The sequence below is a fragment of the Polaromonas sp. SP1 genome, assembly GCF_003711205.1.
In the GTDB taxonomy this organism is placed as follows: Bacteria; Pseudomonadota; Gammaproteobacteria; order Burkholderiales; family Burkholderiaceae_C; genus Polaromonas.
This window is the reverse complement of the sequence record NZ_CP031013.1, coordinates 2,560,601-2,585,574: the sequence shown is the minus strand read 5'-3', so window position 1 is coordinate 2,585,574 and position 24,974 is coordinate 2,560,601. Positions and strand designations below refer to the sequence as shown.

Sequence of the window (24,974 nt, the reverse complement as noted above, 5' to 3'; positions counted from 1 at the left end):
ATCAGGCTCGCTGTCACTGCAGGGATTGCCGCACCTGCAGTGCCTGCGCATTCCGGTTGCGTATTATTTCTTGCGCTCCAGGCCGTTGGCGAAGAGCTTCAGGGTCGCCATGGGGACTTCGCCCATGACGGTCACCCAATAAGCATCCAGCTGGCGGGTAATCGTCTGTGTGGCCCCCATCGACAGGCTGGATTCCTTGTCGTGGCGCTGCCGGTCGAAAGGCTCGACAAAGATGGAGACCGATGCCAGCCCGTCCGTGAAGATCCATTGCAGCGGTTCCTCACCGGCTACAGCCCCTGCAGGGCCGGACGGGGCCGCCGCGGAAACAGGCCGCTTGTAGCAACTCATGGGCTTGAAGCCGGCGACGGGCGCCTTGAGCACCCAGCCTTCGGCGCTCGCCGTGGTTTTGACCAGGACGGGTTTTTCGACGCGATAGCCGTCCACTTTGCCCATCATGTGAAGGAGCTTGTCCATCTTCACCGGCGCATCGAGCTGCAGCTCGGAGAACGCCGCCTGCTCGAGCACCTTGCCGTCCGTGTCCAGCGTCTGCAGCTTCACGACCAGCCCTTTTTTCTGCTCGGTCCAGACGCGATAGCCGAAACGCATGCTGTCCTTGGGAACCAGCACCACGATGTCGGCCTCGACGCCGGCCACCCGCTCGGTGCCCTCTTGCCGGACTTTGTAGTAATCGGCGATGCGGCTGTCGGTGGACTGCAGCAATTGGGGGAACATGCCCAGCGATTCGCGTTTCTCGCTGCGCACCACCTTGTGGTCGGGCATGAAGGTGACGACCTGGTCGTTGTGGCGGAAGATGGAGCGCGGCGCGCCGGTGAGCGTCTCGACCCGTTCGATCTGCTGGTCGCCCTCGCAGACATGCCAGATCTTGGCGCTGGACATGGCGCCGCCCGACGAGACCACAAAGGTGCCGATATAAGAGCGTTTGCGGGAGGCCTCATGCATGCGCACCAGCCAGTCGTTGATGCTGCGGGACTCCGCCGGTGTCGCGGCAGCAGCGGGTGGCGACGCCTGTGCTGCTACATAATTAATAGCAGTAAGCGCATATGCAGCAAGGGCTAGAAGGCGAAAAGGCTTGAAACTCATGGTATTGCGAAGCACCGTGTGCGGTCTGTCGCCCTTTTAGCGCCCGGCATTGCGGGGGGGTTCAAAGGTGGCATTGCGCAAAAACCCCGACGGCTCCTGCAAGGCCGAGGTGCCGCCCAGTTGCTTGTGCGCGGCCAGCAGTTCTTCAAGCCGCGCATCGCGCACCACCGGGCCCTGCGGCGAAGCGACCAACACCTGCTGGGAAACCGGCGCCTGGGCCAGTTGCGGCGCTGCGGCGGGTTGCAGCAGGCCGGCGGCATTCCATGCGATGGCAGATACGGCGGCCAGCGAAGCAATGCCCGCGACCAGCTTCCAGCGGAAATCGCTGTCGTTGGCGGCCGCCGCGTGGTGTCGGGGCACATCCGGCGCCGGAACATGGGTAAGGCCGGCAGCGGGGCCGGCCAGCGATTCCCCGGCTAGGCGATGGTTCAGGCGCGCCACAAATGCCATGTCCGCACCCAGCGCGGGTAACGCAGGAGCGCGCAAGGCTTCACCGATCAGGTGATAGGTATCCCAGCTGGCGGCGGCTGAGTCATCCTGCCGGCAAGCCTGGAGCGCGGCCGCAAAGTCTTCTCCGCCCAATTGGCCATCGGTCAGGGCAGACATGAGTTCGCTGGTTTGCATGGACGGTTTCATGATGTTCGTGGGCGGCAAGGCTGTGGTTGAAGGGGGCTGAAAATACCGGGTCGGACTCGTGGGTTCATGAATGGCTCCTGGGCTCCTGGGCTTCTGGGGGCGCCGCTTACCAGCGTTTGCCACTCTGGTTTTCCAGCAAGGGCTTGACCTTCTGGGAAATTGCCTCGCGCGCCCTGAAAATCCGGGACCGCACCGTGCCTATTGGGCAATCCATGGCTTCCGAAATCTCTTCATAGCTCAAACCCTCTATTTCACGCAGGGTGATGGCCTGGCGAAGCTCCTCCGGCAAAGCTTCCATGGCGGCATTGATAATTTCGGCGATTTCCTTGCTCGCCAGCACGGCATCCGGCGTTTCCGAGCTTGTTAGTTCGTTTTCCAGCGGGGAAGTTTCATCGTTTTCGTCGCTTTGGCCGGATTTAAAGGCATTTTCAGAGACGGTCGGATCCCGCTTGAGGTCCATCAACGCCTTTTTGGCTGTGTTCACCGCAATCCTGTAGAGCCAGGTATAAAACTGGGCCTCACCCCGGAACTGCGCCAGCGCCCTGTAGGCCCGGATAAAAGTCTCTTGCGCGATGTCTTCCACGAGGTCGACATCGCGGACCATGCGCCCTATCAGCCGCTGTATGCGCCGCTGGTACTTGATCACCAGCAGTTCATAGGCCTTCTGGTCGCCCGCCACCGTGCGCTCGACCAGCATGGCGTCGCTGTCGGTCGCTTTTTCGGCAGAAAAAGGGGGCAGATCGGCGCTCATGGAATTTTGTGCGTGGCGGTATCTACAGGCTGCATAGCCCCCGATACTGCCACAGCCGGCAACGGCTCCCGGTGCTGCGAGTCATGCTGCCATGGCGAAAACGGCGATTTGCGCGGTGAGTAAACCGCCCGGCGCACATCCAGCCAGCGCTCAGGCATGGCATGCCTTTCCACCCAGAGCCACAAGCGCGCACGGCCGGGGCCTTCGAGCCGAAGCAGCAGCACATGCTGGAAATCGGCGAGGACGCAGAGCTCGTACTCAACAGCGCCGGCCTGGTAGCCCGGGCTTTCCAGGCGCCAGGCCTGGCCGTCCCAGGCCAGCCGGCCCATCAGGGTATTTCGCCATCCCAGTCCAGCGGCCACGCCCGCTCCCAACACCGATCCCGCCATGAAAGTAAAGCGCCAATCGAATTGCCCGGTGCCTTGAACATGCCAAAGCACGACGGCAAGCAGGCCACAAAGCCATAGGCCCAGCAACAGCGCACCCAGAAAACGCGAACGCCCCAACGGATAAACAACCGGTGGGGCGTTGTGCGAGGTCAAGGCAGTCTGTGCGTGAGCGGGGTAAAGGCGGGAAATCAGGCGCGCTTGAACACCAGCGAGCCGTTGGTGCCGCCGAATCCGAAGTTGTTCTTGACGGCAAACTCGATCTTCGCATCACGCGCAGTGTTCGCGCAGTAATCCAGGTCGCATTCCGGATCCTGGTTAAAGATGTTGATGGTGGGAGGAATTTGCTGGTGATGCAGCGCTAGCACGGTAAACACCGACTCGATCCCGCCGGCGCCACCCAGCAAATGCCCGGTCATGGACTTGGTGGAGCTCACGACCAGGTCTTTGGCGTGATCGCCGAATGCCGCCTTGATGGCATTCGTTTCGTTCAGGTCGCCCAGCGGCGTGGAGGTGCCGTGCGCGTTGAGGTACTGGACTTGATCGGCATTGACACCGGCATTCTTCAGCGCCATGGCCATCGAGCGGCGCGGGCCGTCGACGTCAGGAGCGGTCATGTGGTACGCGTCGGCGCTCATGCCAAACCCGACCACTTCGGCGTAAATTTTGGCACCGCGCGCCTTGGCGTGTTCGTACTCTTCGAGCACCAGCACACCGCCGCCCTCACCCAGCACAAAGCCGTCACGGTCCTTGTCCCAGGGACGGGACGCCGTTTTGGGGTCTTCATTGCGGGTAGACAACGCACGGGCCGCTGCGAAGCCGCCAATGCCCAAAGGAGAAACGCAGGACTCTGCGCCGCCGGCAATCATCACGTCGCAATCGCCGTACTCGATCATGCGCGCCGACAGGCCGATCGCATGGAGGCCGGTGGTGCACGCCGTCACGACGGCAATATTGGGGCCCTTGAAACCGAACTTGATGGAGACATGACCGGAGATCATGTTGATGATCGATGCAGGCACAAAGAACGGGGAAACCCGGCGCGGGCCGCGGTTGACCAGCTCTGAGTGCATGTCTTCGATCATCGGCAAGCCGCCGATACCCGAACCGATATTGCAACCGATGCGCGTCGCCATCTCACCCAGCGCGTCACCGGTCGGCAGGCCGCTGTCGGCGACCGCCTGGAAGGCGGCCGCCAGGCCCAGATGGATGAATCGATCCATATGCCGGGCTTCCTTTTCAGGAATGTAATCCCCGATATTGAAACCCTTGACCTCACCGGCAAACTTGCAGGCAAAGTTGCCCGCATCAAATTGCGTGATCAGATCGATGCCAGGCACCCCGGCAACGAGGTTGGACCACGATTCGGCCACGGTATTACCTACCGGGCTGACGCAGCCCAGACCTGTCACGACGACACGACGACGGCTCATTCAGAAATCCTGAGAAGAAACCTGAAAAGCCCTGAGCGGGTTTCCAGGCTTGATGACGGCTGAGACAGGTAAAAACCTGGCCTCAGGCCTTTTGATGGGTGTTTGCGTAGTCAATCGCGTTCTGGACGGTCGTGATTTTCTCGGCGTCTTCGTCGGGAATCTCAATGCCAAACTCGTCTTCCAGAGCCATAACCAGTTCTACGGTGTCAAGCGAGTCAGCGCCCAGATCGGCCACAAAGGCTTTTTCATTGGTGACTTGGCCTTCTTCCACGCCAAGTTGCTCGGCAATGATTTTCTTAACACGTGCTTCGATATCGCTCATAGTTCCCTCTGAGGGTTGTAAATTAATCCGTGATTTTACCGCGTTAGAGTCGTTTCCCTAAGCACCGCGCCGGACGGATAAAAACCGGCTTCGATTTCCCGTGTTTTACCACTGTCAACCTGCGGTTTCATGAAACCGTCAGGTTAACGGCACCCTGGCTTACATATACATGCCGCCGTTGACGTGAATCTCCTGGCCGGTGATATACGCGGCCTGTGGGCTGGCCACAAAAGCTACGGCATGCGCAATGTCTTGCGGTTTGCCGAGGTGCCCCAGCGGAATTTGCCCCAAAAGTGCTTTTTGCTGCTCTTCGGGCAATCCGGCCGTCATGTCGGTCTCGATAAAGCCCGGCGCCACGCAATTGACCGTGATGTTGCGCGAGCCCAGCTCGCGCGCCAGCGCGCGCGTCATGCCGGCTACACCGGCCTTGGCCGCCGCGTAATTGGACTGACCCGCATTGCCCGACGCACCGACCACCGAAGTGATGCTGATGATCCGGCCGTAGCGCTGCTTCATCATGGTGCGCATCACCGCACGGCTCATGCGGAATACCGCCTTCAGGTTGGTGTCCAGCACCGCATCCCAGTCGTCGTCCTTCAGGCGCATGGCCAGCATGTCGCGCGTGATGCCCGCATTGTTGACCAGCACCTGCAGCCCGCCATGCTCCTTGACGATGCCGTCAATCAGCGATTCCGCGGCCGTCACATCGTTCACATTCAGGTTTTTTCCGCTGCAACCGGGAAACGCCGAGAGCGCCTGGCTGATTTTTGCCGCACCTTCATCGCTGGTGGCGGTGCCGATGACCTTCAGGCCTTTGTGGGCGAGCTCCAGTGCGATAGCTGCGCCAATCCCGCGCGACGCGCCGGTGACCAGGGCGACCTGGCCTTCAAACTTTACTTCGCTCATGCCAGCAACTCCTTCACTTCCGCCAGCGAGGCGGGATCAAACAAGGGAACACCCGTCAGTTCGGGATCAATGCGTTTCACCATGCCGGCCAGCACCTTGCCGGGGCCGCATTCAACAAGCGTCGTCAGGCCTCGCGCCTTGATCGCCTGAATGCACTCCACCCAGCGCACAGGGCCAAAAGCCTGTTCGTACAGCGCCGCCCGGATACGATCGGCGTCGGTCTCGACGGCAACCTCAATGTTGTTGATGACCGGGATCTTCGGAGCTGCAAAGTCGACAGCGGCGAGTCTTTCACGCAGCTTCTCGGCGGCAGGCTTCATCAGGCTGGAGTGAAAGGGAGCGGACACCGGCAGGGGCAACGCGCGCTTGGCACCGTTGGCCTTGAGCACCTCGCAGGCCTTTTCAACCGCTGCCTTGCTGCCCGCGATGACGGTCTGCATGGGATCGTTGAAGTTGACCGCTTCAACAACTTCAAGCGTATTCGGCCCGAACGTGCGCGCCGCTTCGGCGCAGCCTTCAATCACCCGGGCCGCGTCCATGCCCAAAATGGCAGCCATCGCGCCGACGCCGACAGGCACGGCATCCTGCATGGCCTGCGCCCGAAAACGCACCAGCGGCGCAGCCTGCGCCAAGGTGAGCACGCCCGAAGCCACCAACGCAGAATATTCACCCAGGGAGTGGCCCGCCACAGCGGCCGGCGCGGCGCCGGTTTCAGCGATCCAGGCACGGTAGGCGGCAACACCGGCCACCAGCATGACGGGTTGCGTGTTGGTGGTCAGCGCCAGCGCTTCTTTAGGCCCTTCCTTGATCAGTTGGCCGACATCCTGGCCCAGCGCGTCCGAGGCTTCCGCCAGCGACTGCGCAATCACCGGATGGTCGCCCCAGGCGTCCAGCATGCCGACGGACTGCGAGCCCTGGCCGGGAAAAACAAAAGCGAACGATTTCAAACGATTACTCCATAGGTCCGGCTCTTCAGGTCTTGAAAAGCATCTTCATTTAGATCTGGCGCCATTTTAAGAACATGAGCTGCCGCTTTTTGCCCTCAATTGCCGCAAGTCACGACGGCAGATTGGCAGCACCGCCGCGTGCAGGCTTGCATCGCGCCACAAGCAGGCTTGCGGCGACTTTCAAACACTGAAAAATCGCCCCCACGGCAAGCCATGGGTCAATCAGGTAGTCCCAAAGATTGGTTGACTCCAGCACGCCGATTGCCCAAGCGAACAACCCGAGGGCAATCAGCACCGGCAACAACCGCAAACCGCGGCCCCAGCAGGCCAGCGACAGCACCAACAGGGCCACCCAAAGGCCAGGCGAGCCCCAGCCCAGGCGATAAGAATCCCAGTCGCCCCAACCCAGCGCCAGGGGATACAGAAACACGGCGAAGGCGGCAAACGCCAAGCTCGCCGCATGACGCTCGCGTGCATCGATCAGACGAGCGCCCGACAAGCGTTGATACATGCCAAGGCACGCGATGGCCACCAATGAAATACTCAAGTCGGAGCTGATTCCCCGCACATAGGCCACAAGCGGCAATTGGGCATCCCCGGCCGGGCACCACAACAGCACAAAAACGGCTGCGGTCATGCATTTCACCCACAGCGTTACACCATACCGCCAGCTCAGCAGCCGCAAGCAGCCGGCCGACAACACCAGCGCGATGCATAGCAAGGCGATCAGATCATGGAGCGGGGGCAACACGGCTTGTTACCGCTTGCGCGGCCTGAAAAGGTTGAAGGGGGTCGAGACGAACGTGCTTGATCCGCGTTCGGTGCCAGGTATAGACAAGGTGAAGGTAGCCGTCACGGCTTTGCAGCAAGTACGGATAGGAAAACTCCTGGGAGCAGCTTTGCTCGCCGCACAGTTGGCGCCGGGCACTGGCCACGTAGGCGCGGGCCTGGTCTTCACTGGCGCCGCGCGCCTTAAGTTCCTGCGTCAGCAAGCGCTCGTAGTCTTGAAGGGACGTGCGCGTCTGGGGGGTGGCAGAAGACTCCACGACCCACGGCGTGACGCCGTCAAAAGATCCGGCAGAGTCTGCCTGAAGCAATGCCAGCACTTCACGGTTTCGGGGCGCCGGATTCAAAGCCAGCCAGCGAACCCCCGCATGCGTCACAGCGCCGGCCAGTGCGGAATCGGGATTGGGCCAGCTGCCGGCATGGGTGGCAGACCACGTCTTGCCCGCGTCGCTGGTCTGGGAGGCCATGAGCGCAGTGGCATTCCCTGAGCGCATGTAGACGTCCGCTTTCTCAGGCCCGGTCACCAGCACGACCGGCTGAAGACTGGTCTGGCTGCCTGGAATGCGAACCTTGTCGACCACCTGGCCCAGGGTGTTGATTCGAAGCATCTCCCCGAATTTCGTGATGAACTCGTGATAGACCGGCAAGCCAATCTGTCCATCCTGGAAACTCACCGGAGCCCCTTTCACCAGGGTGCTGATATTCAGGAAAGGCGAGGTCACCAGCCGGCGAGGCGCACTCCAGGTTGCGCCTTCATCGGTGGAACGGGCCCAGCTAATGGCGCTTCCGGCCCAGCCGCCCAGCGACACGTTGACCATCCAGATGCAAAGGCTTCCATCTGGCGCGCGAGCGATGACCGGGTTGCCGAGCTTCTTGACGTAGCGCCAAAGCCCTTGCTGGAGTTGTTGCCGTCCAAACAGCGTGCTTTCTTCGCTCCAGCGCAAACTGGCGGGATCCATGACGGCAGTCTGAATGGTGACGTCCCGGGCGCCTTCGCGCGAACCTGAAAACCAGACCGCCCGCAAGCGCCCGTCGAGAAGCTCGACCACGGAAGCGGCGTGCACAGCTTGCCCGGGGGAAGAAGAAACAAACTGCGCGTCAAACCGGAACCGGCCATCGGGCGAAAGTTGTTGGGAGGCAAGGCCCGCGCCCGGCCGGGGCTTGAGGGATTCCGCCGAAGGTGCGGCCGGCTGTGGCACTGCAAAGGAGGCTGCAGGATCGCGCGAAAGAATTTTCCACCCACCCGCGGCAAAGGCCAGCACCAGCAGGACAGCTGCAAGTCGGTCGAATGTGCCGGACGGTTTGAAGTTCAAATGCCCACCTGTCTGTGAAAGCCTGGCAGATGGGTACGAGCCATCTCAGTACTTGAGAAGCACCGCACCCCAAGTGAATCCGCCGCCCACGCCTTCGAGCATCAGGGTGTCCCCCTTCTTGATCTTGCCGCCGCGCACCGCCGCATCCAGCGCCAACGGGATGGACGCAGCGGAGGTGTTGCCGTGCTGATCCACTGTGACGATCAGCTTCTCGAGCGGCATCTTCAATTTTTTCGCCGTGCTCTGCATGATGCGGATGTTGGCCTGGTGCGGAATCAGCCAGTCAATGTCGGAGTCCGTCAGATTGGCTTTTGCCAGCGTGGCGCGGGCGGCGCTTTCGAGCACGCCCACAGCCAGCTTGAAAACGGCTTGGCCATCCATCTTGAGCAGGGGGTCCCCCAGGACCTGACCACCCGACACATTGCCGGGCACACACAGGATGCCGACGTGCTTGCCGTCGGCATGCAGGTCACTGGCAAGGATGCCGGGCGTGTCCGAAGCTTCGAGCACCACTGCGCCGGCGCCATCGCCAAAAAGCACGCAGGTCGTTCGATCCGAAAAATCCAGGATGCGGGAGAACACCTCTGCACCAATCACCAGCGCCTTGCTGGCCGAACCGGTGCGGATCATCGCATCGGCCACAGTCAGCGCGTAAACAAATCCGCTGCACACCGCCTGCACATCAAAGGCCGCACAGCCGGCAATGCCCAGCTTGTTTTGCAAAATGCAGGCAGCCGAGGGAAACACCATGTCCGGCGTAGAGGTCGCCACAATGATGAGGTCGATATCACTCGCCTGCAGGCCCGCGGCCTGCAAGGCGTTTTTGGCGGCCTCGACGCCCAGGTCGCTGCTGGTCACGTCTGGAGCGGCAAAGTGGCGGGCGCGGATGCCGGTGCGCTCCACAATCCATTCGTCGGAAGTTTCAACACCTCGGGTGGCCAGTTCGGCAGCCAGGTCAGCGTTGGTCAGTCGGCGCGGCGGCAAATAGCTGCCGGTGCCGGTGATGCGTGAATAACGGGTCATTAATTAGTGTGCCGGTGTTGAAACGATTGAGTCAACTGGCATTGAGGAGGCCTCGGCCGGTGCATCGGCAAGTGGTGCGGCCTGCGCCGCAACCAGCAAGGGGGCCGCATGGGCAATGCGTTCGCGGACTCTCTCAAGCAAATTGTTCCGAGCCGCATCATAAGCCCGATTGAGCGCCCTCTCAAAAGCAAAGGCGTCTGCCGAACCGTGGCTCTTGAAGACCAGACCCTGCAGGCCAAGAAGGGCTGCACCGTTGTACCGCCTGTGATCAACGCGGTTTTTAAATGCAGTTAACACCGGATAAGCAATGATGGCGGCAATTTTTGTGAAAATATTGCGGGAGAATTCGGCCTTGATAAAGCCGCCAATCATGCTGGCCAAGCCCTCGCTGGCCTTCAAGGCAACATTGCCGACGAAGCCGTCGCATACGACGATATCGGTTGTCCCTTTGAAAATATCGTTTCCCTCGACATTTCCGTAAAAATTCAAATCACCGGAGTTAGAGGCAGATCGCAACAATTCGCCTGCTTTTTTGATAATTTCACTGCCTTTTATCGCTTCTTCCCCAATATTGAGAAGGCCGACGCTGGGCGCAGGATTGTCGGTAATGGCGGCCACCAGGGCAGAGCCCATCACGGCAAACTGCAGCAGGTGATCTTCGGTGCAATCGACGTTGGCGCCCAGGTCCAGCACTGTGGTGGCGCCACCCAGGGCATTGGGCAGCTGGGTGGCAATCGCCGGGCGGTCTATGCCTTCAAGGGTTTTGAGCACATAACGGGCAATCGCCATCAGCGCACCGGTATTGCCGGCCGATACGGCCGCCTGGGCCACACCGTCCTTGACCTGGTTCATCGCCACCCGCATCGAGGAATTCTTTTTGCGCCGCAGGGCAATTTCGATGGGATCGTCCATGGTGACGATCTCGCTGGCCGGAACGACCAGGCAGCGTTCATGTGATTGAAGCCGGGCAAACAGCGGCTGCGCCGCGAGCACTTCGGGCTGGCCGACCAGCACCACGGAGGCGCCCGGATGGCCTTCCAGGAAAGCCAGGCTGGCGGGAACGGTGACGGCAGGGCCGATATCCCCGCCCATGGCATCGACAGCGATCCTGATCATGAGGCGACCGGTGCAGTCAAAGTGTGAAATTCAGGCAAAAGAAAGGCCCGCAGGATGAGTGCGGGCCAGTGCTTAAAGCGTGAATTACGCTTCGGATTTGGTTTTCAACACCTTGCGACCACGGTAGAAACCGGTGGGGCTGATGTGGTGGCGCAGGTGGGTTTCACCGGTGGTGGATTCCACGGCGATGCCTGGCACGGTGAGTGCGTTGTGCGAGCGGTGCATACCGCGCTTCGAAGGTGACTTTTTGTTCTGCTGGACGGCCATGATCCGCTCCTGATGGGGTGTGAGGTTGGTAAATTACGCACCAAATTCTTGAGTTCAGATAGCTGGACCTGGATATCGGGCCATAGCAATCCTATAAGCCGTATCACCGCATTGGTACGCGAAGCCTTTGATTATAGCTTGATGCGGAATCATTTTCACCCCCTCAGTCTCAGGGGCCCAAATGTCGGCAAATCTGCACGCTTATTACCAAGAAAAGTAATTCTAAATTACTACTTTTTGACCTTGAGCTGCGCAAGAACGGCAAACGGATTGGGTTTTTTGCCGGCATCGGGCTCGCCGGCCGCGTCGACCTCGCCCACCTGCAGCGTGGGCGCCACCGGGCATTGCTCGTGCATGGGCACCAGGGGCAAGGCCATCAGCAGTTCGTCCTCCAGCACCGCCAGTAAATCAAACTGGGGCTCCATCACCAGCAAATCCTCTTCGGACTGGTCGTCTTCCGCCATGGCGATGTCTTCGCTGGCCACAAAGCGGTACCACTGGTCCACTTCGACGGGGGTTTCAACCACCCCCATACAGCGCTGGCAGGTCAAAGGCACGGTGGCCTGGGCGGCCAGGTGCAGCCACACGTCGTCTTCCACTCCGGCACGCGGACGGAGCTCGGCGCTGGCTTGCCATTTCACAGCCGAATCGGGCTGCAGCCCTTGTGTTTCCTGGGCCAGGCGCTCCATATTTTGTAGCAAAGTGGTTTCGGTGAGCGCCACGCCATCCTGGGCGAACGCTTTCATGTTGAGCCGCTTGGCTTGAAGGGGTCTGGACATGAATGCAGTGTAAGAGAATCGGGGGATGACCCTTGCCCCCGACTCCGCCGCCAGCCGCCCTCTCGTATTGGGCTCGACCTCACGCTACCGCCGCGAATTGCTGGAACGGCTGCACATCCCTTTCGAAGTGGCTGCCCCCGATGTGGATGAAACCCCACAACCGGGCGAACTGCCCCAGGCGCTCGCCGAACGCCTGGCCCTGGCCAAGGCCCGGGCTGTTGCCGCGAAATTTCCCGGCGCAGTCGTGATCGGCTCCGACCAGGTGGCCGACCTGGACGGCCTGCCGTTGGGAAAGCCCGGCACCCACGACAAGGCCGTCGCCCAGTTGCGCCAGATGCGCGGGCACACCGTCATCTTCCAGACCGCCGTGGCCGTGGTGTGCCTCGAGACCGGGTTTGAAGCGCAAAGCCTGGCGCCCGTGAAGGTGAAGTTCCGCGACCTGAGCGACGCCGAAATCGAACACTATCTGCGCGTCGAACAACCTTACGACTGTGCCGGCAGCGCCAAAAGCGAAGGCCTGGGCATCGCGCTGCTGGAATCGATAGAGAACGATGATCCAACCGCACTGGTCGGCCTGCCGCTGATCCGCACCTGCCGGATGATTCAGGCGGCGGGCGTGAAGCTGCTGTCCGGAGGCCGGCCATGAACGCCGCAGCAAAGGGCAAGCTCTACCTCGTACCCGCGCCGCTGGACTTTGGCTGCGACGTCCAGGCGCCGCTGCAGGACGTCATGCCCCTGCAGACACTGCAAGTCGCCTCGCGGCTGTCGCAATGGATCTGCGAGAACGCCAAAAGCACACGCGCCTACCTGAAGCGGATTGACGCGCTACAACCCTTGAGCGCAACGCTGCAGTCGCAGCAAATCCAGGAGCTGCCGCGTGAGGTTCACAAGAAGGGCGACCACACGGGCAACTTCGATGCTCGGCCTTTGCTGAAAGCGGCTCTCGAGGGCCACGACATGGGCCTGGTCAGCGAAGCCGGCATGCCTGCCATTGCCGACCCGGGGTCTTCCGTGGTGCGCGCGGCGCACGACCTGGGCCTGGAAGTGGTGCCGCTGACGGGCCCGATGTCGCTGATGCTGGCGCTGGCCGCCAGCGGGCTCAACGGCCAGAGTTTTGCCTTTGCCGGCTATCTGCCCCAGACACCGGCCGAGCGGGTGCAACGCATCCGCGAACTCGAATCCCTGGCGCTCAAATCCGGGCAGACCCAGCTCTTCATTGAAACGCCGTATCGCAATGCGGCCCTGCTTCAATCGCTGCTGCAAACACTTCAGGGCAACACCCGGCTGGCGCTGAGCTGCGGCCTGACGATGAACACAGGCTGGTCGCGCAGTGCGCAGGTCAGCACGTGGAAGCGGGACAAACTCCAGGCACCGCTGGATTTGCCGACCGTCTTTTGCATCGGCCGCTAGAAGCCCAGAACAGCGCAGAAAACGCCCACAAAAAAGCCCGCTTGCTGCGGGCTTTTTTCATCGGCCATCTAGGCCGGCCATCCATCGCCTAGCGAAGCGCGGGAATCGACTTGAAGGCCTTCATCGCGCCCTCCCCCATGGCTGCGCCAAACTTCTTGGCCAGGCGTTCTGCCACGTTGTCGCGGCGGGTGTAGTCGATGATTTCGTCGGTCTTGACCACTTCGCGGGCGACGTAGTCGAGGTTGCCGAGCTGGTCGGCCAGGCCGAGTTCCACCGCCTGCTGGCCGCTCCAGAACAGGCCGCTGAACATCTCGGGCGTTTCTTTCAGGCGCTTGCCGCGGCCGGCTTTCACCACCGTGATGAACTGCTGGTGGATCTGGTCGAGCATGGCCTGCGCAAACACACGCTGCTTGTCGTTTTGCGGGCTGAACGGATCGAGGAAGCCCTTGTTTTCGCCGGCCGTGAGCAAGCGGCGCTCCACGCCCAGCTTGTCCATCAGGCCGGTAAAGCCGAAGCCGTCCATCAGCACGCCGATGCTGCCCACAATGCTGGCCTTGTCGACATAAATCTTGTCGGCCGACACGGCGATGTAATACGCCGCCGATGCGCAGGTTTCTTCCACCACGGCGTAAACAGGTTTTTTGTGCTTGGCCTTCAGGCGCAGGATTTCGTCGTTCATCATGCCGGCCTGCACAGGGCTGCCGCCGGGGGAATTGATGAGCAGCACCACCGCCTTGGCGCCGTCGTCTTCAAAGGCCGCGCGCAGCGCCGCATTGACGAACTCGGCGCTGGCGTCCGCCCCTGCGGCGATCTCGCCCTTGATCTCCACCACGGCGGTGTGCGGCACGGTCGCGTCACTGGCGGGCGTGCCGCGGTGCAGCGCCATCCAGACCAGCGCCACAAAAAATGCCAGCCAGGCCAGCCGCACAAAAGTCTTCCAGCGGCGCGTGGCCTTCTGCTCGTTCAATGATGCAAATGCCAGCTTCTCGAGCGTGGCGCGCTCCCAGCCGGGGGCGCCGGTCGGATCTGCGGCGGATTTTTTCGAGGAGGTGTGAGGGGGAAGGGATTCAGGCTGGTTGGGCCGAAAGTCCGACTCGCGCAACAAATCTGGGTCCATCGGGGGGTCGGGGCGGTGAGGATCGTTCATGTTCACTAGTTTAGAGAGGTATTAGAACTGTAGCGGCTTCAGGTTGTAAGCAGAATGCCAATAAACAACCCCCCCGGCTTCCGAAAGTTCAATTTTGATCAAGCCGCCCTGGCATGGCCCACCAGCGCATTGGCCGGTATCAGGGCGGTAGGCGGCGCCGTGGCTGGCGCACAGCAGCCACCGCCCCTGGTCGTCAAACACCCGGTTGGGTTGCCAGTCCAGCTCCATCGCAACATGGGTGCAACGGTTGAGGTACGCATGGACGGCGCCTTCGTAACGAACGGCAAATGCCCGGCATGTCTGCCCGGCGTAGACCACGTCGAACGGCACCGCCAGCCCGCCTTCGAGCAGGTCGCGGGTGTTGCACAGGGCTTGCCGTTCGTCCATGCCTTGATCGCCAGGGCTTAGCCGTTGGCCAGCAGCCAGTCGTGCAGCTCCTGCACCGAATGCGCGACATGGCGCGGCGACAGCACAGCGAATGCGTCGGGCTCGTGCGCGCCGTAACTCACGCCTACGCTGGGGCATCCGGCGTTGACGGCCATCTGCAGGTCATGCGTGGTATCACCCACCATCAGCACCCGCGCGGGGGCCACATCAAACTCGGCCATCAATTCGCGCAGCATCAGCGGGTCGGGCTTGCCGGCCGTTTCGTCGGCGGTGCGGGAGCCGTCGAACACGCCTTTGAGCTCGACTGTGCGCAGCACTTCGTCGAGCCCGCGGCGCGACTTGCCGGTGGCCACCGCCAAAAGGTGGCCGCGCGCTTTCAGGGCATCGAGCAAGGGCAACACCCCCTCAAAAAGGCTGAGATCGTTGAAGTGCGCCGTGTAGTGATGACGATAGCGCTCACCGAGCTGTGGGTATTTTTCAGGCGGGACGTCCGGCGCGGCGTGGGCCAGCGCCTGCATGAGCCCCAGGCCGATGACGTAGCCGGCTTCCTTGTCGGTCGGCACCGTGCCGCCCACGTCGCGCACCGCGGCCTGGATGCAGCGCACGATGATTTTGGTCGAATCAAACAGCGTGCCGTCCCAGTCGAAGGCAATCAGATCAAAATTTCGGGTTTGCATCGGCCTATTGTCGCTGGGGGTGGCATCACCTGCAGTGGCGCTAAGCGATGTCCTCAGATGTCGCAGGCAGGAATTGCTGCAACTCGGGTGGCAAGGGCGCCTGCAGGTGCACGACCTTGCGCAGTTTGGGATGGTTGAACTTCAGGCTCCAGGCATGCAGGAACATGCGCTTGAGCGATACCGCGCCGGCGGCGGATTTTTGCAGCGCCTTGTTCAGTTCGAAGTCACCGTATTTGTCGTCCCCGGCAATCGGGTGGCCTTCGTTGGACAGGTGCACGCGGATCTGGTGGGTGCGGCCCGTCTTGATGGTGACTTCGAGCAAGGTAAAAGGCGTCGCGGGCGCCAGCGGGCTGGCGGGAAAGGCCGACTTCACCTTGACCAGCGTCACCGAACGCATGCCGTCGGGATGCTCGTTGGGCACCACTTTCACGCGCCGCTCGCCGTCCGGCAGCAAATACTTGTGCAGCGCCTTGTCGATCACGCGGTGGTTGGCCGGCCAGTCGCCGCCCACCAGCGCCAGGTAAACCTTGTCGGTTTCACGCTCCCGGAACTGCTCCTGCAGCAGCTTGAGCGCCATGCGCCGCTTGGCGATCAGCAGGATGCCGCTGGTTTCCCGGTCCAGCCGGTGCACCAGCTCGAGGAAGTCGGCCTCAGGCCGCGCCATGCGCAGCTGCTCGATGACGCCAAAACTCACGCCGCTGCCGCCGTGCACGGCCACGCCGGCCGGTTTGTCGATGGCCAGCACAAAGTCGTCTTCAAACAGGATGGGGAATTCGCGCGACGGCGCGTAGCCGCCGGTGGTCGAGCTGGCGCCGTGCCGGGCGATTTCCTGGGCCATGGCTTCGGCCTTTTGCCCGGCCCGTTCAGAGGTGCGCACCGGCGGCAGGCGCACGATGTCGCCCGTTTCCACCCGCGTATCGGCCTGCGCCCGGCCTTTGTTCACCCTCACTTCGCCGCTGCGGATGATGCGGTAGACATGGGTTTTGGGCACGCCCTTGAGCTGGCGGATCAGGAAATTGTCCAGCCGCTGACCGGCGTAGTCCTCATCCACCGTCACCAAAGTGGCCTGGGGCGCCGGCGCGGCCGCCACAGGCTGCGCGGGGGTTGCGCGCACGGGCTCCGGCCTGGCCGCAGGTGGCCGTACCGGTGTTTTCCCGGGTTTCCTTGCCAAGCCCTTCACTGACCCTATAATGTGTTTCACTAGCGATGCGCTGTAAGTGGTTGATTTGTCTGGAGTTTAGTCCACACAAGTCCCCGGCCCCCAAAAGGCAAGCAAGCAGTCTCGCTGGAAGGTCGATGCCCACGCCGGCAATTGCCCGCAAGCGACGAGTGCCAGGCACCTCGCGGCGAGCCTCTTTGCACGGTAGACGAGTCGACGTTTTGCGAACAACACTACGGAATACCATGTGTGCAGCCCAAGTCACGAACAAAAGGCTGCACGCGGATCCAGCCGAGATCAAGTCCTTTAACGGGTAGCCCATTGACGACAACACTGGTCAGTCTGATTTATATGTGCCTGCAGCGCCTCACGGCCTTCGTGAGCCCTGTTTTTGGCATAAATCAGCCGCCAGCCCTTGTGCAGTGGGCGCAAGCAGCTATATTTTTTGTAGCACCCACCCGTTTGACCCCTGCTCGCTCCATCCACGCGCCTACGCCCAGACCACGTCGCTGACCGATTCATTTCGGTCGGCCGCGCGCTGTCAAAAGCTCTCCGGCAATTCCTCCACGTTCGCACTGCGTCCCTCCGGCGTCGTTAGCCCATTTTGGGCATGTTGATTGGTGTTTGAGACAACACCAAGAACGAAGAACGATAAGGAAGGCTACCCATGAAACGGATGCTGGTAAACGCCACACAGGCTGAAGAACGCCGCCTGGCGATCGTCGATGGACAAAAACTCCTCGACTACGAAATTGAAATCGAAGGGCGCGAGCAGCGCAAAGGCAACATCTACAAGGCCGTCGTCACGCGCGTCGAGCCTTCGCTGGAAGCCTGCTTCGTCGACTACGGTGAAGACCGCCACGGCTTTTTGCCGTTCAAGGAAATCTCCAAACAATACTTTGCCCAGGGCGTGCCGGTCAGCCAGGCGCGCATCAACGACGTCATTAAAGAAGGCCAGGAACTGCTGGTCCAGGTCGAAAAAGAAGAACGCGGCAACAAGGGCGCAGCCCTCACCACCTTCGTCTCCCTGGCAGGCCGCTATGTGGTCCTGATGCCCAACAACCCGCGCGGCGGTGGCGTCAGCCGCCGCATCGAGGGCGAAGACCGGGCCGAGCTCAAGGAAAACATGGACCAGCTGGAGTACCCCAACGGGATGTCCATCATCGCGCGCACCGCCGGCATCGGCCGCAGCGCGCCTGAGCTGCAGTGGGACCTGAACTACCTGCTCAAGCTCTGGACCGCCATCGACGGCGCCGGCAAGGGCGGCAAGGGCGCTTACCTGATTTACCAGGAATCCAGCCTCGTGATCCGCGCGATCCGCGACTACTTCAACAGCGACATCGGCGACATCCTGTTCGACACCGACGACGTCTACGAACAGGCCAAGCAGTTCATGGCCCACGTGATGCCCGAGCACGAGCACCGCGTCAAGCGCTACCGCGACGACGCGCCGCTGTTCAGCCGCTTCCAGATCGAGCACCAGATCGAGTCGGCCTACGCGCGCACCGTGCAGTTACCCTCCGGCGGCGCCATCGTGATTGACCACACCGAAGCCCTGGTGTCGGTCGACGTCAACTCGGCCCGCGCCATCAAGGGCGGCGACATCGAAGAAACCGCGACCCGCACCAACCTCGAAGCCGCCGACGAAGTCGCGCGCCAGATGCGTTTGCGCGACCTGGGCGGCCTGATCGTCATCGACTTTATCGACATGGAAGAGTCGCGCAACCGCCGCGACGTCGAAAACCGCCTGCGCGACGCGCTGCGCCAAGACCGCGCCCGCGTGCAGTTCGGCACCATCAGCAAGTTCGGCCTCATGGAAATGAGCCGCCAGCGCCTGCGCCCCGCCCTGAGCGAAGGCGCGTCCATCCCCTGCCCGCGTTGCGGCGGCTCCGGCCACATCCGCGACACCGAAAGCTCGGCGCTGCAGATCCTGCGCATCATCCAGGAAGAGTCCCTCAAGGACAGCACGGCCTCGGTGCTGTGCCAGGTCCCGGTCGACGTGGCGTCTTTCCTGCTGAACGAAAAGCGCTCCGAAATCGCCAAGATCGAAGTCAAGCAGCGCATCAACGTGCTGCTGGTGCCCAACAAGACGCTGGAAACCCCCAACTACCGCCTGGAACGCCTGAAGCACGACGACCCGCGCCTGGACAACATCGCCGCCAGCTACAAGATGGCCGACGAAATCGAGGACCCGACCACCGTCACGCGCCGCAGCCAGGAAAAGCACAACAAGCAGGAGCCCATCATCAAGGGCGTGCTGCCCGATGCACCCGCGCCTGTGGCCCCGCCCAAGCCGGAACCTGCTCCGCAGGCAGCAGCACCCAAGCCGCAAGCCCGCACCGCACCGGCCGTTGCCGCAGCGCCTGCTGAAAAAGGCTTCTTCGGCTGGATCAAGAGCCTGTTCGGCGGCGCGGAAGCCCCGGCCCCGGCGCCTGTTGCCAAAGAAGTGAAAAAAGACGAGCGCGGCGAAGGTCGTCGTGAAGGCCGTGGCGGTGAAGGCCGCGGCGGCGAACGCGGTGAACGTTCGGAGCGCGGCGGTGAACGCGGAGGCCGTGACGGCCGCCGTGGTGGCCGTGGCCGCAGCGAAGGACGCGGCGGTGAAGGCCGCGGCGAGAACCGCGAAGGCCGCGAACCGCGCGAACCACGCCCGGAAGGGCAAGCCCCCGGCCGCGGTGAAGGCCGTGGCGGCGAGCGCCGCGAACGCAACCCTGAAGGCCGCAACGAAGGCGGCCGCCAGGAGCGCCCCGCCGGTGAAACCCGCGGCGAAGCCCGTCCCGACAACGCCGGCGACGGCCAGCCCCGCAGCGAAAACGCCGGCCGCGAAGGCCGCGGCCGCCGCGAGCGCGGTGAACGTGGCGAGCGTGGTGGTGAGCGCGGCGGCGAGCGCATCCAGCGCGATGCCGTCGAGCAGGACCTTGCACTGGCCAACCAGGCCGCGATGGCAGCCGCCATGGGTGGCGACGCCGGTGAGCCGCGCCAGGAACGCGCGCCGCAAGACGGCGAACGCCCACAAGGCAACCGTGAGCCGCGTGGCGAACGCGCAGAGCGTGGTGAGGGCCGCCGTGACCGCGGCGACCGCAACGGCCGCCGTAATGACCGCCGTGGCGACCGCCCTGAAGGCGCAGCAGAAGGCCAGAACGCTGGCGCTGAAGGCGCAGCAGGCTTCAACCCTGAAGCGGCAGCCGCCCCGGTGCTGGACGACGCCGGCAATGTGATCGCCCCCGTGCAGAACGGCCAGGGCGGCGACGAACAACGCCAGCCGCGCGAACGCCGCAGCCGCGACCGCTATGGCCGTGACCGCCGCGAACGCGGTGAAAACGGTGAGCGCAACGAGCAGGCTCCAGAAGCCGGCGCACCCGCTCCCCAAGGCGAGTTTTTTGAGCCAAATCAGCCGCAAGCCCAGGAACAGCATGCACATGCTGCTCCTGAATTTGTAGCAGACACGGCTGCGGCAGCGCCGGCTCCCGCGCCTGTCGCGGCGCCGGCTCCCGCCTATGTGGCACCTGTCGCTGTGGCCGCACCGGTTGCAGCGCCAGCACCCGCACCGGTCCAAGCCGCTGCGGCCGCTGCGCCGGCCGCGGCCAGCCTGCCCAAGGTTCAGTCCTATGACTTGCCGCTGCAAGACCTGGTTCAGGTTGCCCAGTCTTCGGGTTTGCAGTGGGTCAACTCCGACGCCGCCAAGATCGCCGAAGCCCAGGCCGCCATCGCCGCTGAAGTCAAGCCGGCCCACGTGCCGCGCGAGCGCCCAGCGCTGGTGGTCGACGACGAAGGCCCGCTGGTGCTGGTCGAGACCAAGCGCGACCTCGGCGCCGTGAAGCTGCCTTTCGAGCAATCGACCGGCCAGTAAGCCTGGTAAGCCCCAAGCTCTGCCGCACCAGCGGCAAGCCATCAAAAAGGCCCGCAGATGCGGGCCTTTTTCTTGGCCTGAACGAAAGTCCACACTGCTGGCGCGAGGACTCGGGGAGATTTATAAGAAAAGTGGCTCCAGCCCAATCATCGCCTTGGCCGGCAGCTATAAAAAATATAGCAAATGGGCGATGGGCCTGTGATGGCCCGGCGCCTGGCTGCTTGGTTAAAGCTGCGCAGCGCGCTTGTAAGCCTGCGCCGCGGCAGCCTCGTCTTCACGCTGCTCGGCCAGCAGCGCCAGGGCGCGCCAGGCGTTGCGGTGCAAGGTCACGTCTTGCAGGGCCGGGGCCGCCTGCGTCAGCAGCTGGCGCGATTTACCCCAAAGCTGGCGGCTCAGGCAGGCCATGCCGGCCAGGTACTGCAGGTTGGCGTCGCGGGGGCGGCTCAGTTGCGCCGTCTCGATGCGGGCGAGCCAGGCGGCGTCGATCGAGTCGAGGCCGGCTTCCAGCACGGTGATCAGCTTGATGCGCAGGTTGTCGCCCAGGTCCGAGCGCGGCTGCATCATGCGGTCCCAGACCTGCAGCAGCCAGCTGCGCGCCAGTTCGGCATCGCCATGCAGAGCCATCAGCCGGGATGCGGCATGCACCACCAGTTCGGGCATGGCGCGTTCGCTTTCGTCGAGTGAAAACCAGGCTTGCTGCAACTGCGCGGGGTCGTGCGCGTCGTTGAGCAGCTCCAGCGCCAGGCCTCGCACAATGCTTTGCGCTGCGGCTTGCGAAAACGCGCGGTGCTTGGCCAGCAGGCGCGCGGTTTCCAGCGCCTGCGATGTCTGGCGCGCCTGGCGCGAGGCGCGCAACTTCATGCGCAGGGCCAGCGTGCGGCGTGATGCGCCTTGCGGCAGCTGGGCCAGCCATTCGAGTGCGGCGCCGGCGTCGCGGTCGTCCAGCGCCCAGCGTGCAGCGCGGAACTGCACGCCCTCGCGCACTTCCTGTGCATGGCGCGGCGCCGAGCTTTGCAGCGACAGCTGCAGGTGCTGGTCGCGCAGGGTTTTGTTTTGCAGCGACTGCGCAGCTTCCGCCACCAGCAGGTGGGCGAGCGAGCGCAGCTGGTTGCCGCGGCTGGCGCTGTGGCCGGTCACGTGGCCGGTCTGGTCGGCCAGCAGGCCCAGGCTTTTTTCCTGCGCCAGCGCGTTTTGCGCCGACTTGGTGGAGCGGATGTAGCGCCCGGCCAGCAGGTGCGCCAGCGAGTCCATCAGGGCGCCGTACATGGCGCGCTCTTTTTGCTGGGCGCGCCAGCGGCGGGCTTCAGCCGGCAGCGAGAACACGGCCGAGACCGCGCGCAGCGCCAGGTACAAAACCATAAAAAGCCCCGCCAGCAGCAGCACCGTCAGGTTGAAGGAAATGTCGACGCGGTGCGGCGGCCAGAAGACGGTGACCACGGCCTGGTTGTTGCCCGCAAACAGGGCCACGGCCACCGCCACGCCAAAAAGGGCCAACAGCCAGAGAGCGGCGCGCATGCGTGTGTCCTGCTTTTTGCTCAGCGGCCCGCGGCCGCCGTGGCCAGTGCGGCCATGGTTTCATCAAGGCGCGGCAGCTCGCTGGTTTTGAGCTGGCTTTGCACCTGGGCCAGCAGCTGCGCGGCGGCCTGCGTCTTGCGCGAAGACGGATCAAAGTACTTGACCAGCCAGGCGTTGGCGCTGGCAAGGTCGGCCCGCACCGAATCGGTCTGGCGCGACAGCAGGGCCAGGCGTGCATTGAGCAGGCGCAGCTTGAAGTTCTCGCGCAGGAAGAAGGATTGCTCGGGCGACAGCAGCGCCGCCTCGGGCTGGTCGATGCGGCTTACGCGCAGCAGCTTGCGCGCTTCTTCGCGCAGGTTGTCCATCGTGCGCTGCGACCAGGCGCTGAGCGAGAGTTTGTCGAACACCAGCATGGAGGGCTTGTCGGCGGCCGGCGCGCTGCTGGTGCGGGCAGGTGCGGGGGCGGGGGCGGGCTGCACAACACGGGTGGCATTGTTGGCCACCATGGCGTTGCCTACCGGCAGCTCGTCGGCCAGGCGGGCCAGCTCGTCTATCTTGAGCATCAGCACCGGCACGTCGGTGAGCGTGGCGGCCTTGATGCGGTCCATGTCTTTGGCGATGGCGCGCTGCAGCGGGTTCAGCCGCGGCTGGGCGGCGCGCGACAGGCGCTGGTCGGCCGACTTGAGGGCGGCCAGCAAGGGCTCGGCGCTGCCGGTGAGCTGGGCCTGCTGCTGGGCCAGCCGCAGGGCCGACTCGACATCGACCACCAGGTTTTCATCGCGTGAGCGCGACAGGCTCTGCATGAGTTCTTCAAGCTGGGTGCGTTGCAGGCTGACTTCGCTGATGCGGGTTTCCTGGATGGCCAGCCGCGCCGACAGCTCACGCGTGCCTTCCTGCGCCTGGCGGGCCAGCGTGCGCGCTTCAATCGCCTGCGCGCCCGAATCAATGCTGCGGCGGGCGAGTTCTTCCTGGATATTGCCGAGCTTTTGCCACAGCAGGCCGCTCACCAGCAAACCGCCGGCCGCCAGCGCGGCCACCAGCAAGGCCCATTTGCGGGGCACAAGCCAGGCGTCTGCGTGAGGGAGTTGCGTGGAAACCGGCACCAGCGCGCGCTCCAGCACCGGCTCGTTGTCAGGCGTGGGGGATGGGGGCTGGGCGTTGGGGCTGTCACTCATGGATAAAGAGATTCTATCGAGGCCAATGTGTCCCTGATGTCCTTCAGGGCAGGCCGTGACGCCACAACAACACCCCAGCCCGCGGCACGCACGGCTTCCTCGATGCGCGGGTGCGTGGCGATCGCGCGGGCGCGGCGCCAATCCACCCCGGCCAAAGCAGGCAAGCCCACGAGGTTAGCCACCGCCTCCGAGCTGCTGAAGAGCCACACCGATCCATCGGCGCTGGCGGCGCGTGCCCGCTCCAGTTGCGCGGCGGTGAACACCGGCGCGCGGCGCTGGTAAACCCCCACAAAATCCACCTGCGCACCCGCGGCTTTCCATTGGCGGGCCATCCAGTCGCGGCCCGAAGACACGCCGCCCGACTCCTGGCCTTCACCCCGGACCACCAGCACGCGCCGGCCTTGCCAGTCGCGCCGGCCCACCACGGCCCATAAGGCCTCGGAATCAAACTGCGCGGCATCGGCTGGCGGCGCATCGATCTGCCCGGCGGGAACACCGGCAGCCAGCAAAGCCGCCACCGTGCCCGGCCCGGGCGCCATCAGGCGCAGCGCCGGCGGCAGGCTGCGACCATCATTTGCTATTTTTTTGATAGCTGCAGGCGTATGTACCGCCTGGGCCGCGGGCACTTTTTGTTTAAAAAAATAATCGACGGCATTGCCGCTGACAAACATGCAGGCCGCGTAGTCGCCCAGCGCATTCCAGGCGCGTCCGGCGGCTTCAAGGTCCGAAGCAGGCGCAATATCAATCAGCGGAAGGGCTTCGGCCGCAAAACCACCCTGCTGCAGCTGCTGCACCCAGTGCTGCGCGTCTTGCAGGGGCCGCGTCACGATGACGCGGGCCGCGGCGCCAGGCGAAGGCACCGGCAGTTGCGGCATCAGGCGTCCGGGGCCTTGCCGGCCCACACGGCGCCGCCGGCGCGCAATTGCGCCGCCACGGCTTCGCCCAAGGCTTCTGCTTCGGCAAAGTTGCGCACCATGGCACTCTGGTGGACTTGCACCAGCGGCGCCAGCGCACTGGCAGCGGCGGAGGGCGTTTCGGCCGTCGCCGGGTCGCCCCAGGCGGCGTTGAGCTGCATCGGCGCCTCGCCTTTCGGCCCTTGCGTAAAGGCCGCCAAAGGCATCGAGCAGCTGCCGCCCATCGCGCGCGACACCGTGCGCTCGGCCGTCACCGCCAGCCAGGTCGGCTGGTGCGCCAGCCCGGCCAGCGCGGTTATCAGGTCGGCGCGGTCGGCACGCACTTCAATCCCCAACGCGCCCTGGCCGGCCGCCGGCAGCATTTCTCCAGGCTCAAAGGTGGCGCGGATGCGCGACTCCAGCCCCAGTCGTTTCAGGCCCGCAGCCGCCAGCACGATGGCGTGGTACTGGCCTTCGTCAAGCTTGCGCAAACGTGTGTCGAGGTTGCCGCGCAATGGGTGGATGACCAGGTCGGGCCGCAAGGCCTTGATCAGCACCAGCCGGCGCAGGCTGGACGTGCCCACAATCGCGCCCTGCGGCAGCGCGGCCAGCGAGGCAAATTGGTTAGAGACAAAAGCATCGCGCGGGTCTTCGCGCTCCAGCACGCAGGCCAGCGCAAAGCCTTCGGGCAAGTCCATGGGCACATCTTTGAGCGAATGCACGGCCAGGTCGGCCCGCCCTTCGCTGAGCGCCACCTCGAGTTCCTTGACGAACAGGCCCTTGCCGCCGACCTTGCTCAGCGAGCGGTCCAGGATCTGGTCGCCCTGGGTCGTCATGCCCAGCAGTTCGACCCGCCAGCCCAGGCGCGACTCGAGCAGTGCCTTGACATGCTCGGCCTGCCACATGGCGAGGCGGCTCTCGCGGGTGGCGATGACCACCTTCTTGACATCAGGGGGACTGGTTGGCTGAAACGATGCTGACACTCGTAACCTGTTCGT

The 24,974-nt window shown here is 63.5% G+C and carries 25 protein-coding genes; 3 read left to right on the top strand and 22 right to left on the bottom strand.

Features of this window, described 5'->3' with window-relative positions:
• Positions 1-63: 63 nt before the first annotated feature.
• The 14 genes from DT070_RS12195 to DT070_RS12130 form a co-directional block, all read right to left on the bottom strand.
• Entirely contained in the window at positions 64-1,101 is a 1,038-nt protein-coding gene (locus tag DT070_RS12195; RefSeq protein WP_122955642.1) for a MucB/RseB C-terminal domain-containing protein, read from the bottom strand.
• 36 nt (positions 1,102-1,137) lie between these two features.
• Complete coding sequence (locus DT070_RS12190; protein WP_228778505.1) at positions 1,138-1,725, bottom strand: sigma-E factor negative regulatory protein; 588 nt, start codon at positions 1,723-1,725, stop codon at positions 1,138-1,140.
• Positions 1,726-1,843: 118 nt separating this feature from the next.
• Positions 1,844-2,488 carry an RNA polymerase sigma factor RpoE gene (gene rpoE, locus DT070_RS12185; protein WP_122955641.1) on the bottom strand — a complete coding sequence of 215 codons (645 nt, stop codon included), beginning with the start codon at positions 2,486-2,488 and terminating at the stop codon, positions 1,844-1,846.
• Positions 2,485-3,030 carry a hypothetical protein gene (locus DT070_RS12180; protein WP_122955640.1) on the bottom strand — a complete coding sequence of 182 codons (546 nt, stop codon included), beginning with the start codon at positions 3,028-3,030 and terminating at the stop codon, positions 2,485-2,487. The genes rpoE and DT070_RS12180 overlap by 4 nt, the downstream gene beginning before the upstream one ends.
• Before the next feature lie 35 nt (positions 3,031-3,065).
• Positions 3,066-4,307 (bottom strand): beta-ketoacyl-ACP synthase II, encoded by a 1,242-nt coding sequence (gene fabF, locus DT070_RS12175; RefSeq protein ID WP_122955639.1) that lies wholly within the window; start codon positions 4,305-4,307, stop codon positions 3,066-3,068.
• A gap of 82 nt (positions 4,308-4,389) precedes the next feature.
• Positions 4,390-4,629 carry an acyl carrier protein gene (gene acpP / locus DT070_RS12170; RefSeq protein WP_007873885.1) on the bottom strand — a complete coding sequence of 80 codons (240 nt, stop codon included), beginning with the start codon at positions 4,627-4,629 and terminating at the stop codon, positions 4,390-4,392.
• A gap of 159 nt (positions 4,630-4,788) precedes the next feature.
• Complete coding sequence (gene fabG, locus DT070_RS12165) at positions 4,789-5,535, bottom strand: 3-oxoacyl-ACP reductase FabG (protein ID WP_122955638.1); 747 nt, start codon at positions 5,533-5,535, stop codon at positions 4,789-4,791.
• Positions 5,532-6,482 carry an ACP S-malonyltransferase gene (gene fabD / locus DT070_RS12160; protein WP_122955637.1) on the bottom strand — a complete coding sequence of 317 codons (951 nt, stop codon included), beginning with the start codon at positions 6,480-6,482 and terminating at the stop codon, positions 5,532-5,534. Before fabD ends, fabG begins: the two co-directional genes overlap by 4 nt.
• Positions 6,483-6,591: 109 nt before the next feature.
• Positions 6,592-7,233 carry a hypothetical protein gene (locus DT070_RS12155; protein WP_122955636.1) on the bottom strand — a complete coding sequence of 214 codons (642 nt, stop codon included), beginning with the start codon at positions 7,231-7,233 and terminating at the stop codon, positions 6,592-6,594.
• Entirely contained in the window at positions 7,214-8,581 is a 1,368-nt protein-coding gene (locus DT070_RS12150) for an exo-alpha-sialidase (protein ID WP_228778507.1), read from the bottom strand. Before DT070_RS12150 ends, DT070_RS12155 begins: the two co-directional genes overlap by 20 nt.
• Before the next feature lie 45 nt (positions 8,582-8,626).
• Positions 8,627-9,604 (bottom strand): beta-ketoacyl-ACP synthase III, encoded by a 978-nt coding sequence (locus tag DT070_RS12145; RefSeq protein WP_122955635.1) that lies wholly within the window; start codon positions 9,602-9,604, stop codon positions 8,627-8,629.
• A gap of 3 nt (positions 9,605-9,607) precedes the next feature.
• Positions 9,608-10,720, bottom strand: a complete 1,113-nt coding sequence (plsX, locus tag DT070_RS12140) for a phosphate acyltransferase PlsX (protein ID WP_122955634.1) — start codon at positions 10,718-10,720, stop codon at positions 9,608-9,610.
• Positions 10,721-10,804: 84 nt separating this feature from the next.
• Positions 10,805-10,987, bottom strand: a complete 183-nt coding sequence (gene rpmF, locus DT070_RS12135) for a 50S ribosomal protein L32 (RefSeq protein ID WP_007873878.1) — start codon at positions 10,985-10,987, stop codon at positions 10,805-10,807.
• Positions 10,988-11,217: 230 nt separating this feature from the next.
• Positions 11,218-11,766 carry a DUF177 domain-containing protein gene (locus tag DT070_RS12130; protein WP_122955633.1) on the bottom strand — a complete coding sequence of 183 codons (549 nt, stop codon included), beginning with the start codon at positions 11,764-11,766 and terminating at the stop codon, positions 11,218-11,220.
• A 25-nt stretch (positions 11,767-11,791) separates the two neighbouring features.
• Here DT070_RS12130 and DT070_RS12125 point away from each other — a divergent pair, with 25 nt between their 5' ends.
• Both DT070_RS12125 and DT070_RS12120 read left to right on the top strand, forming a co-directional pair.
• Positions 11,792-12,412, top strand: a complete 621-nt coding sequence (locus DT070_RS12125) for a Maf family nucleotide pyrophosphatase (protein ID WP_122955632.1) — start codon at positions 11,792-11,794, stop codon at positions 12,410-12,412.
• Positions 12,409-13,176: an SAM-dependent methyltransferase gene (locus DT070_RS12120; protein WP_122955631.1), complete on the top strand. Its 768-nt coding sequence runs from the start codon at positions 12,409-12,411 to the stop codon at positions 13,174-13,176. The genes DT070_RS12125 and DT070_RS12120 overlap by 4 nt, the downstream gene beginning before the upstream one ends.
• An 88-nt stretch (positions 13,177-13,264) precedes the next feature.
• Here the strand turns inward: DT070_RS12120 and DT070_RS12115 are convergent, their stop codons facing one another.
• Genes DT070_RS12115 through DT070_RS12100 form a run of 4 tightly spaced genes read right to left on the bottom strand, consistent with a single transcriptional unit; the run spans position 13,265 to position 16,588 of the window.
• Complete coding sequence (locus DT070_RS12115; protein ID WP_122957373.1) at positions 13,265-14,323, bottom strand: S49 family peptidase; 1,059 nt, start codon at positions 14,321-14,323, stop codon at positions 13,265-13,267.
• 21 nt (positions 14,324-14,344) lie between these two features.
• The gene (locus DT070_RS12110) at positions 14,345-14,710 is read right to left on the bottom strand and encodes a Rieske 2Fe-2S domain-containing protein (RefSeq protein ID WP_122955630.1); all 366 of its coding nucleotides are present in this window, start codon (positions 14,708-14,710) and stop codon (positions 14,345-14,347) included.
• A gap of 17 nt (positions 14,711-14,727) precedes the next feature.
• Positions 14,728-15,387, bottom strand: a complete 660-nt coding sequence (locus tag DT070_RS12105) for an HAD family hydrolase (RefSeq protein WP_122955629.1) — start codon at positions 15,385-15,387, stop codon at positions 14,728-14,730.
• Positions 15,388-15,427: 40 nt separating this feature from the next.
• Complete coding sequence (locus DT070_RS12100; protein WP_369973864.1) at positions 15,428-16,588, bottom strand: RluA family pseudouridine synthase; 1,161 nt, start codon at positions 16,586-16,588, stop codon at positions 15,428-15,430.
• Between the two features lie 625 nt (positions 16,589-17,213).
• On the opposite strand from DT070_RS12100, the gene DT070_RS12095 reads away from it, so the two are divergent.
• Positions 17,214-20,393: an Rne/Rng family ribonuclease gene (locus DT070_RS12095; RefSeq protein WP_122955627.1), complete on the top strand. Its 3,180-nt coding sequence runs from the start codon at positions 17,214-17,216 to the stop codon at positions 20,391-20,393.
• 225 nt (positions 20,394-20,618) lie between these two features.
• Here the strand turns inward: DT070_RS12095 and DT070_RS12090 are convergent, their stop codons facing one another.
• From DT070_RS12090 to hemC, 4 genes are read right to left on the bottom strand one after another with little or no spacing between them, the layout of a single operon-like run.
• Complete coding sequence (locus tag DT070_RS12090) at positions 20,619-21,908, bottom strand: heme biosynthesis HemY N-terminal domain-containing protein (protein ID WP_122955626.1); 1,290 nt, start codon at positions 21,906-21,908, stop codon at positions 20,619-20,621.
• A 20-nt stretch (positions 21,909-21,928) separates the two neighbouring features.
• Complete coding sequence (locus tag DT070_RS12085) at positions 21,929-23,083, bottom strand: uroporphyrinogen-III C-methyltransferase (protein WP_122955625.1); 1,155 nt, start codon at positions 23,081-23,083, stop codon at positions 21,929-21,931.
• A complete protein-coding gene (locus DT070_RS12080) occupies positions 23,080-23,958 on the bottom strand; it encodes a uroporphyrinogen-III synthase (protein WP_122955624.1) in 879 nt (292 codons plus the stop codon). Before DT070_RS12080 ends, DT070_RS12085 begins: the two co-directional genes overlap by 4 nt.
• Positions 23,958-24,959 carry a hydroxymethylbilane synthase gene (gene hemC / locus DT070_RS12075; protein WP_122955623.1) on the bottom strand — a complete coding sequence of 334 codons (1,002 nt, stop codon included), beginning with the start codon at positions 24,957-24,959 and terminating at the stop codon, positions 23,958-23,960. Before hemC ends, DT070_RS12080 begins: the two co-directional genes overlap by 1 nt.
• Positions 24,960-24,974: the final 15 nt, after the last annotated feature.

Bases quoted from the DNA above. Each gene is read 5' to 3' on its own strand.
- DT070_RS12195 (WP_122955642.1), bottom strand. From the start codon at position 1,101: ATGAGTTTCAAGCCTTTTCGCCTTCTAGCCCTTGCTGCATATGCGCTT.
- DT070_RS12190 (WP_228778505.1), bottom strand. From the start codon at position 1,725: ATGCAAACCAGCGAACTCATGTCTGCCCTGACCGATGGCCAATTGGGC.
- rpoE (WP_122955641.1), bottom strand. From the start codon at position 2,488: ATGAGCGCCGATCTGCCCCCTTTTTCTGCCGAAAAAGCGACCGACAGC.
- fabF (WP_122955639.1), bottom strand. From the start codon at position 4,307: ATGAGCCGTCGTCGTGTCGTCGTGACAGGTCTGGGCTGCGTCAGCCCG.
- acpP (WP_007873885.1), bottom strand. From the start codon at position 4,629: ATGAGCGATATCGAAGCACGTGTTAAGAAAATCATTGCCGAGCAACTT.
- fabG (WP_122955638.1), bottom strand. From the start codon at position 5,535: ATGAGCGAAGTAAAGTTTGAAGGCCAGGTCGCCCTGGTCACCGGCGCG.
- DT070_RS12145 (WP_122955635.1), bottom strand. From the start codon at position 9,604: ATGACCCGTTATTCACGCATCACCGGCACCGGCAGCTATTTGCCGCCG.
- plsX (WP_122955634.1), bottom strand. From the start codon at position 10,720: ATGATCAGGATCGCTGTCGATGCCATGGGCGGGGATATCGGCCCTGCC.
- rpmF (WP_007873878.1), bottom strand. From the start codon at position 10,987: ATGGCCGTCCAGCAGAACAAAAAGTCACCTTCGAAGCGCGGTATGCAC.
- DT070_RS12130 (WP_122955633.1), bottom strand. From the start codon at position 11,766: ATGTCCAGACCCCTTCAAGCCAAGCGGCTCAACATGAAAGCGTTCGCC.
- DT070_RS12125 (WP_122955632.1), top strand. From the start codon at position 11,792: ATGACCCTTGCCCCCGACTCCGCCGCCAGCCGCCCTCTCGTATTGGGC.
- DT070_RS12120 (WP_122955631.1), top strand. From the start codon at position 12,409: ATGAACGCCGCAGCAAAGGGCAAGCTCTACCTCGTACCCGCGCCGCTG.
- DT070_RS12115 (WP_122957373.1), bottom strand. From the start codon at position 14,323: ATGAACGATCCTCACCGCCCCGACCCCCCGATGGACCCAGATTTGTTG.
- DT070_RS12110 (WP_122955630.1), bottom strand. From the start codon at position 14,710: ATGGACGAACGGCAAGCCCTGTGCAACACCCGCGACCTGCTCGAAGGC.
- DT070_RS12105 (WP_122955629.1), bottom strand. From the start codon at position 15,387: ATGCAAACCCGAAATTTTGATCTGATTGCCTTCGACTGGGACGGCACG.
- DT070_RS12095 (WP_122955627.1), top strand. From the start codon at position 17,214: ATGAAACGGATGCTGGTAAACGCCACACAGGCTGAAGAACGCCGCCTG.
- DT070_RS12090 (WP_122955626.1), bottom strand. From the start codon at position 21,908: ATGCGCGCCGCTCTCTGGCTGTTGGCCCTTTTTGGCGTGGCGGTGGCC.
- DT070_RS12085 (WP_122955625.1), bottom strand. From the start codon at position 23,083: ATGAGTGACAGCCCCAACGCCCAGCCCCCATCCCCCACGCCTGACAAC.
- DT070_RS12080 (WP_122955624.1), bottom strand. From the start codon at position 23,958: ATGCCGCAACTGCCGGTGCCTTCGCCTGGCGCCGCGGCCCGCGTCATC.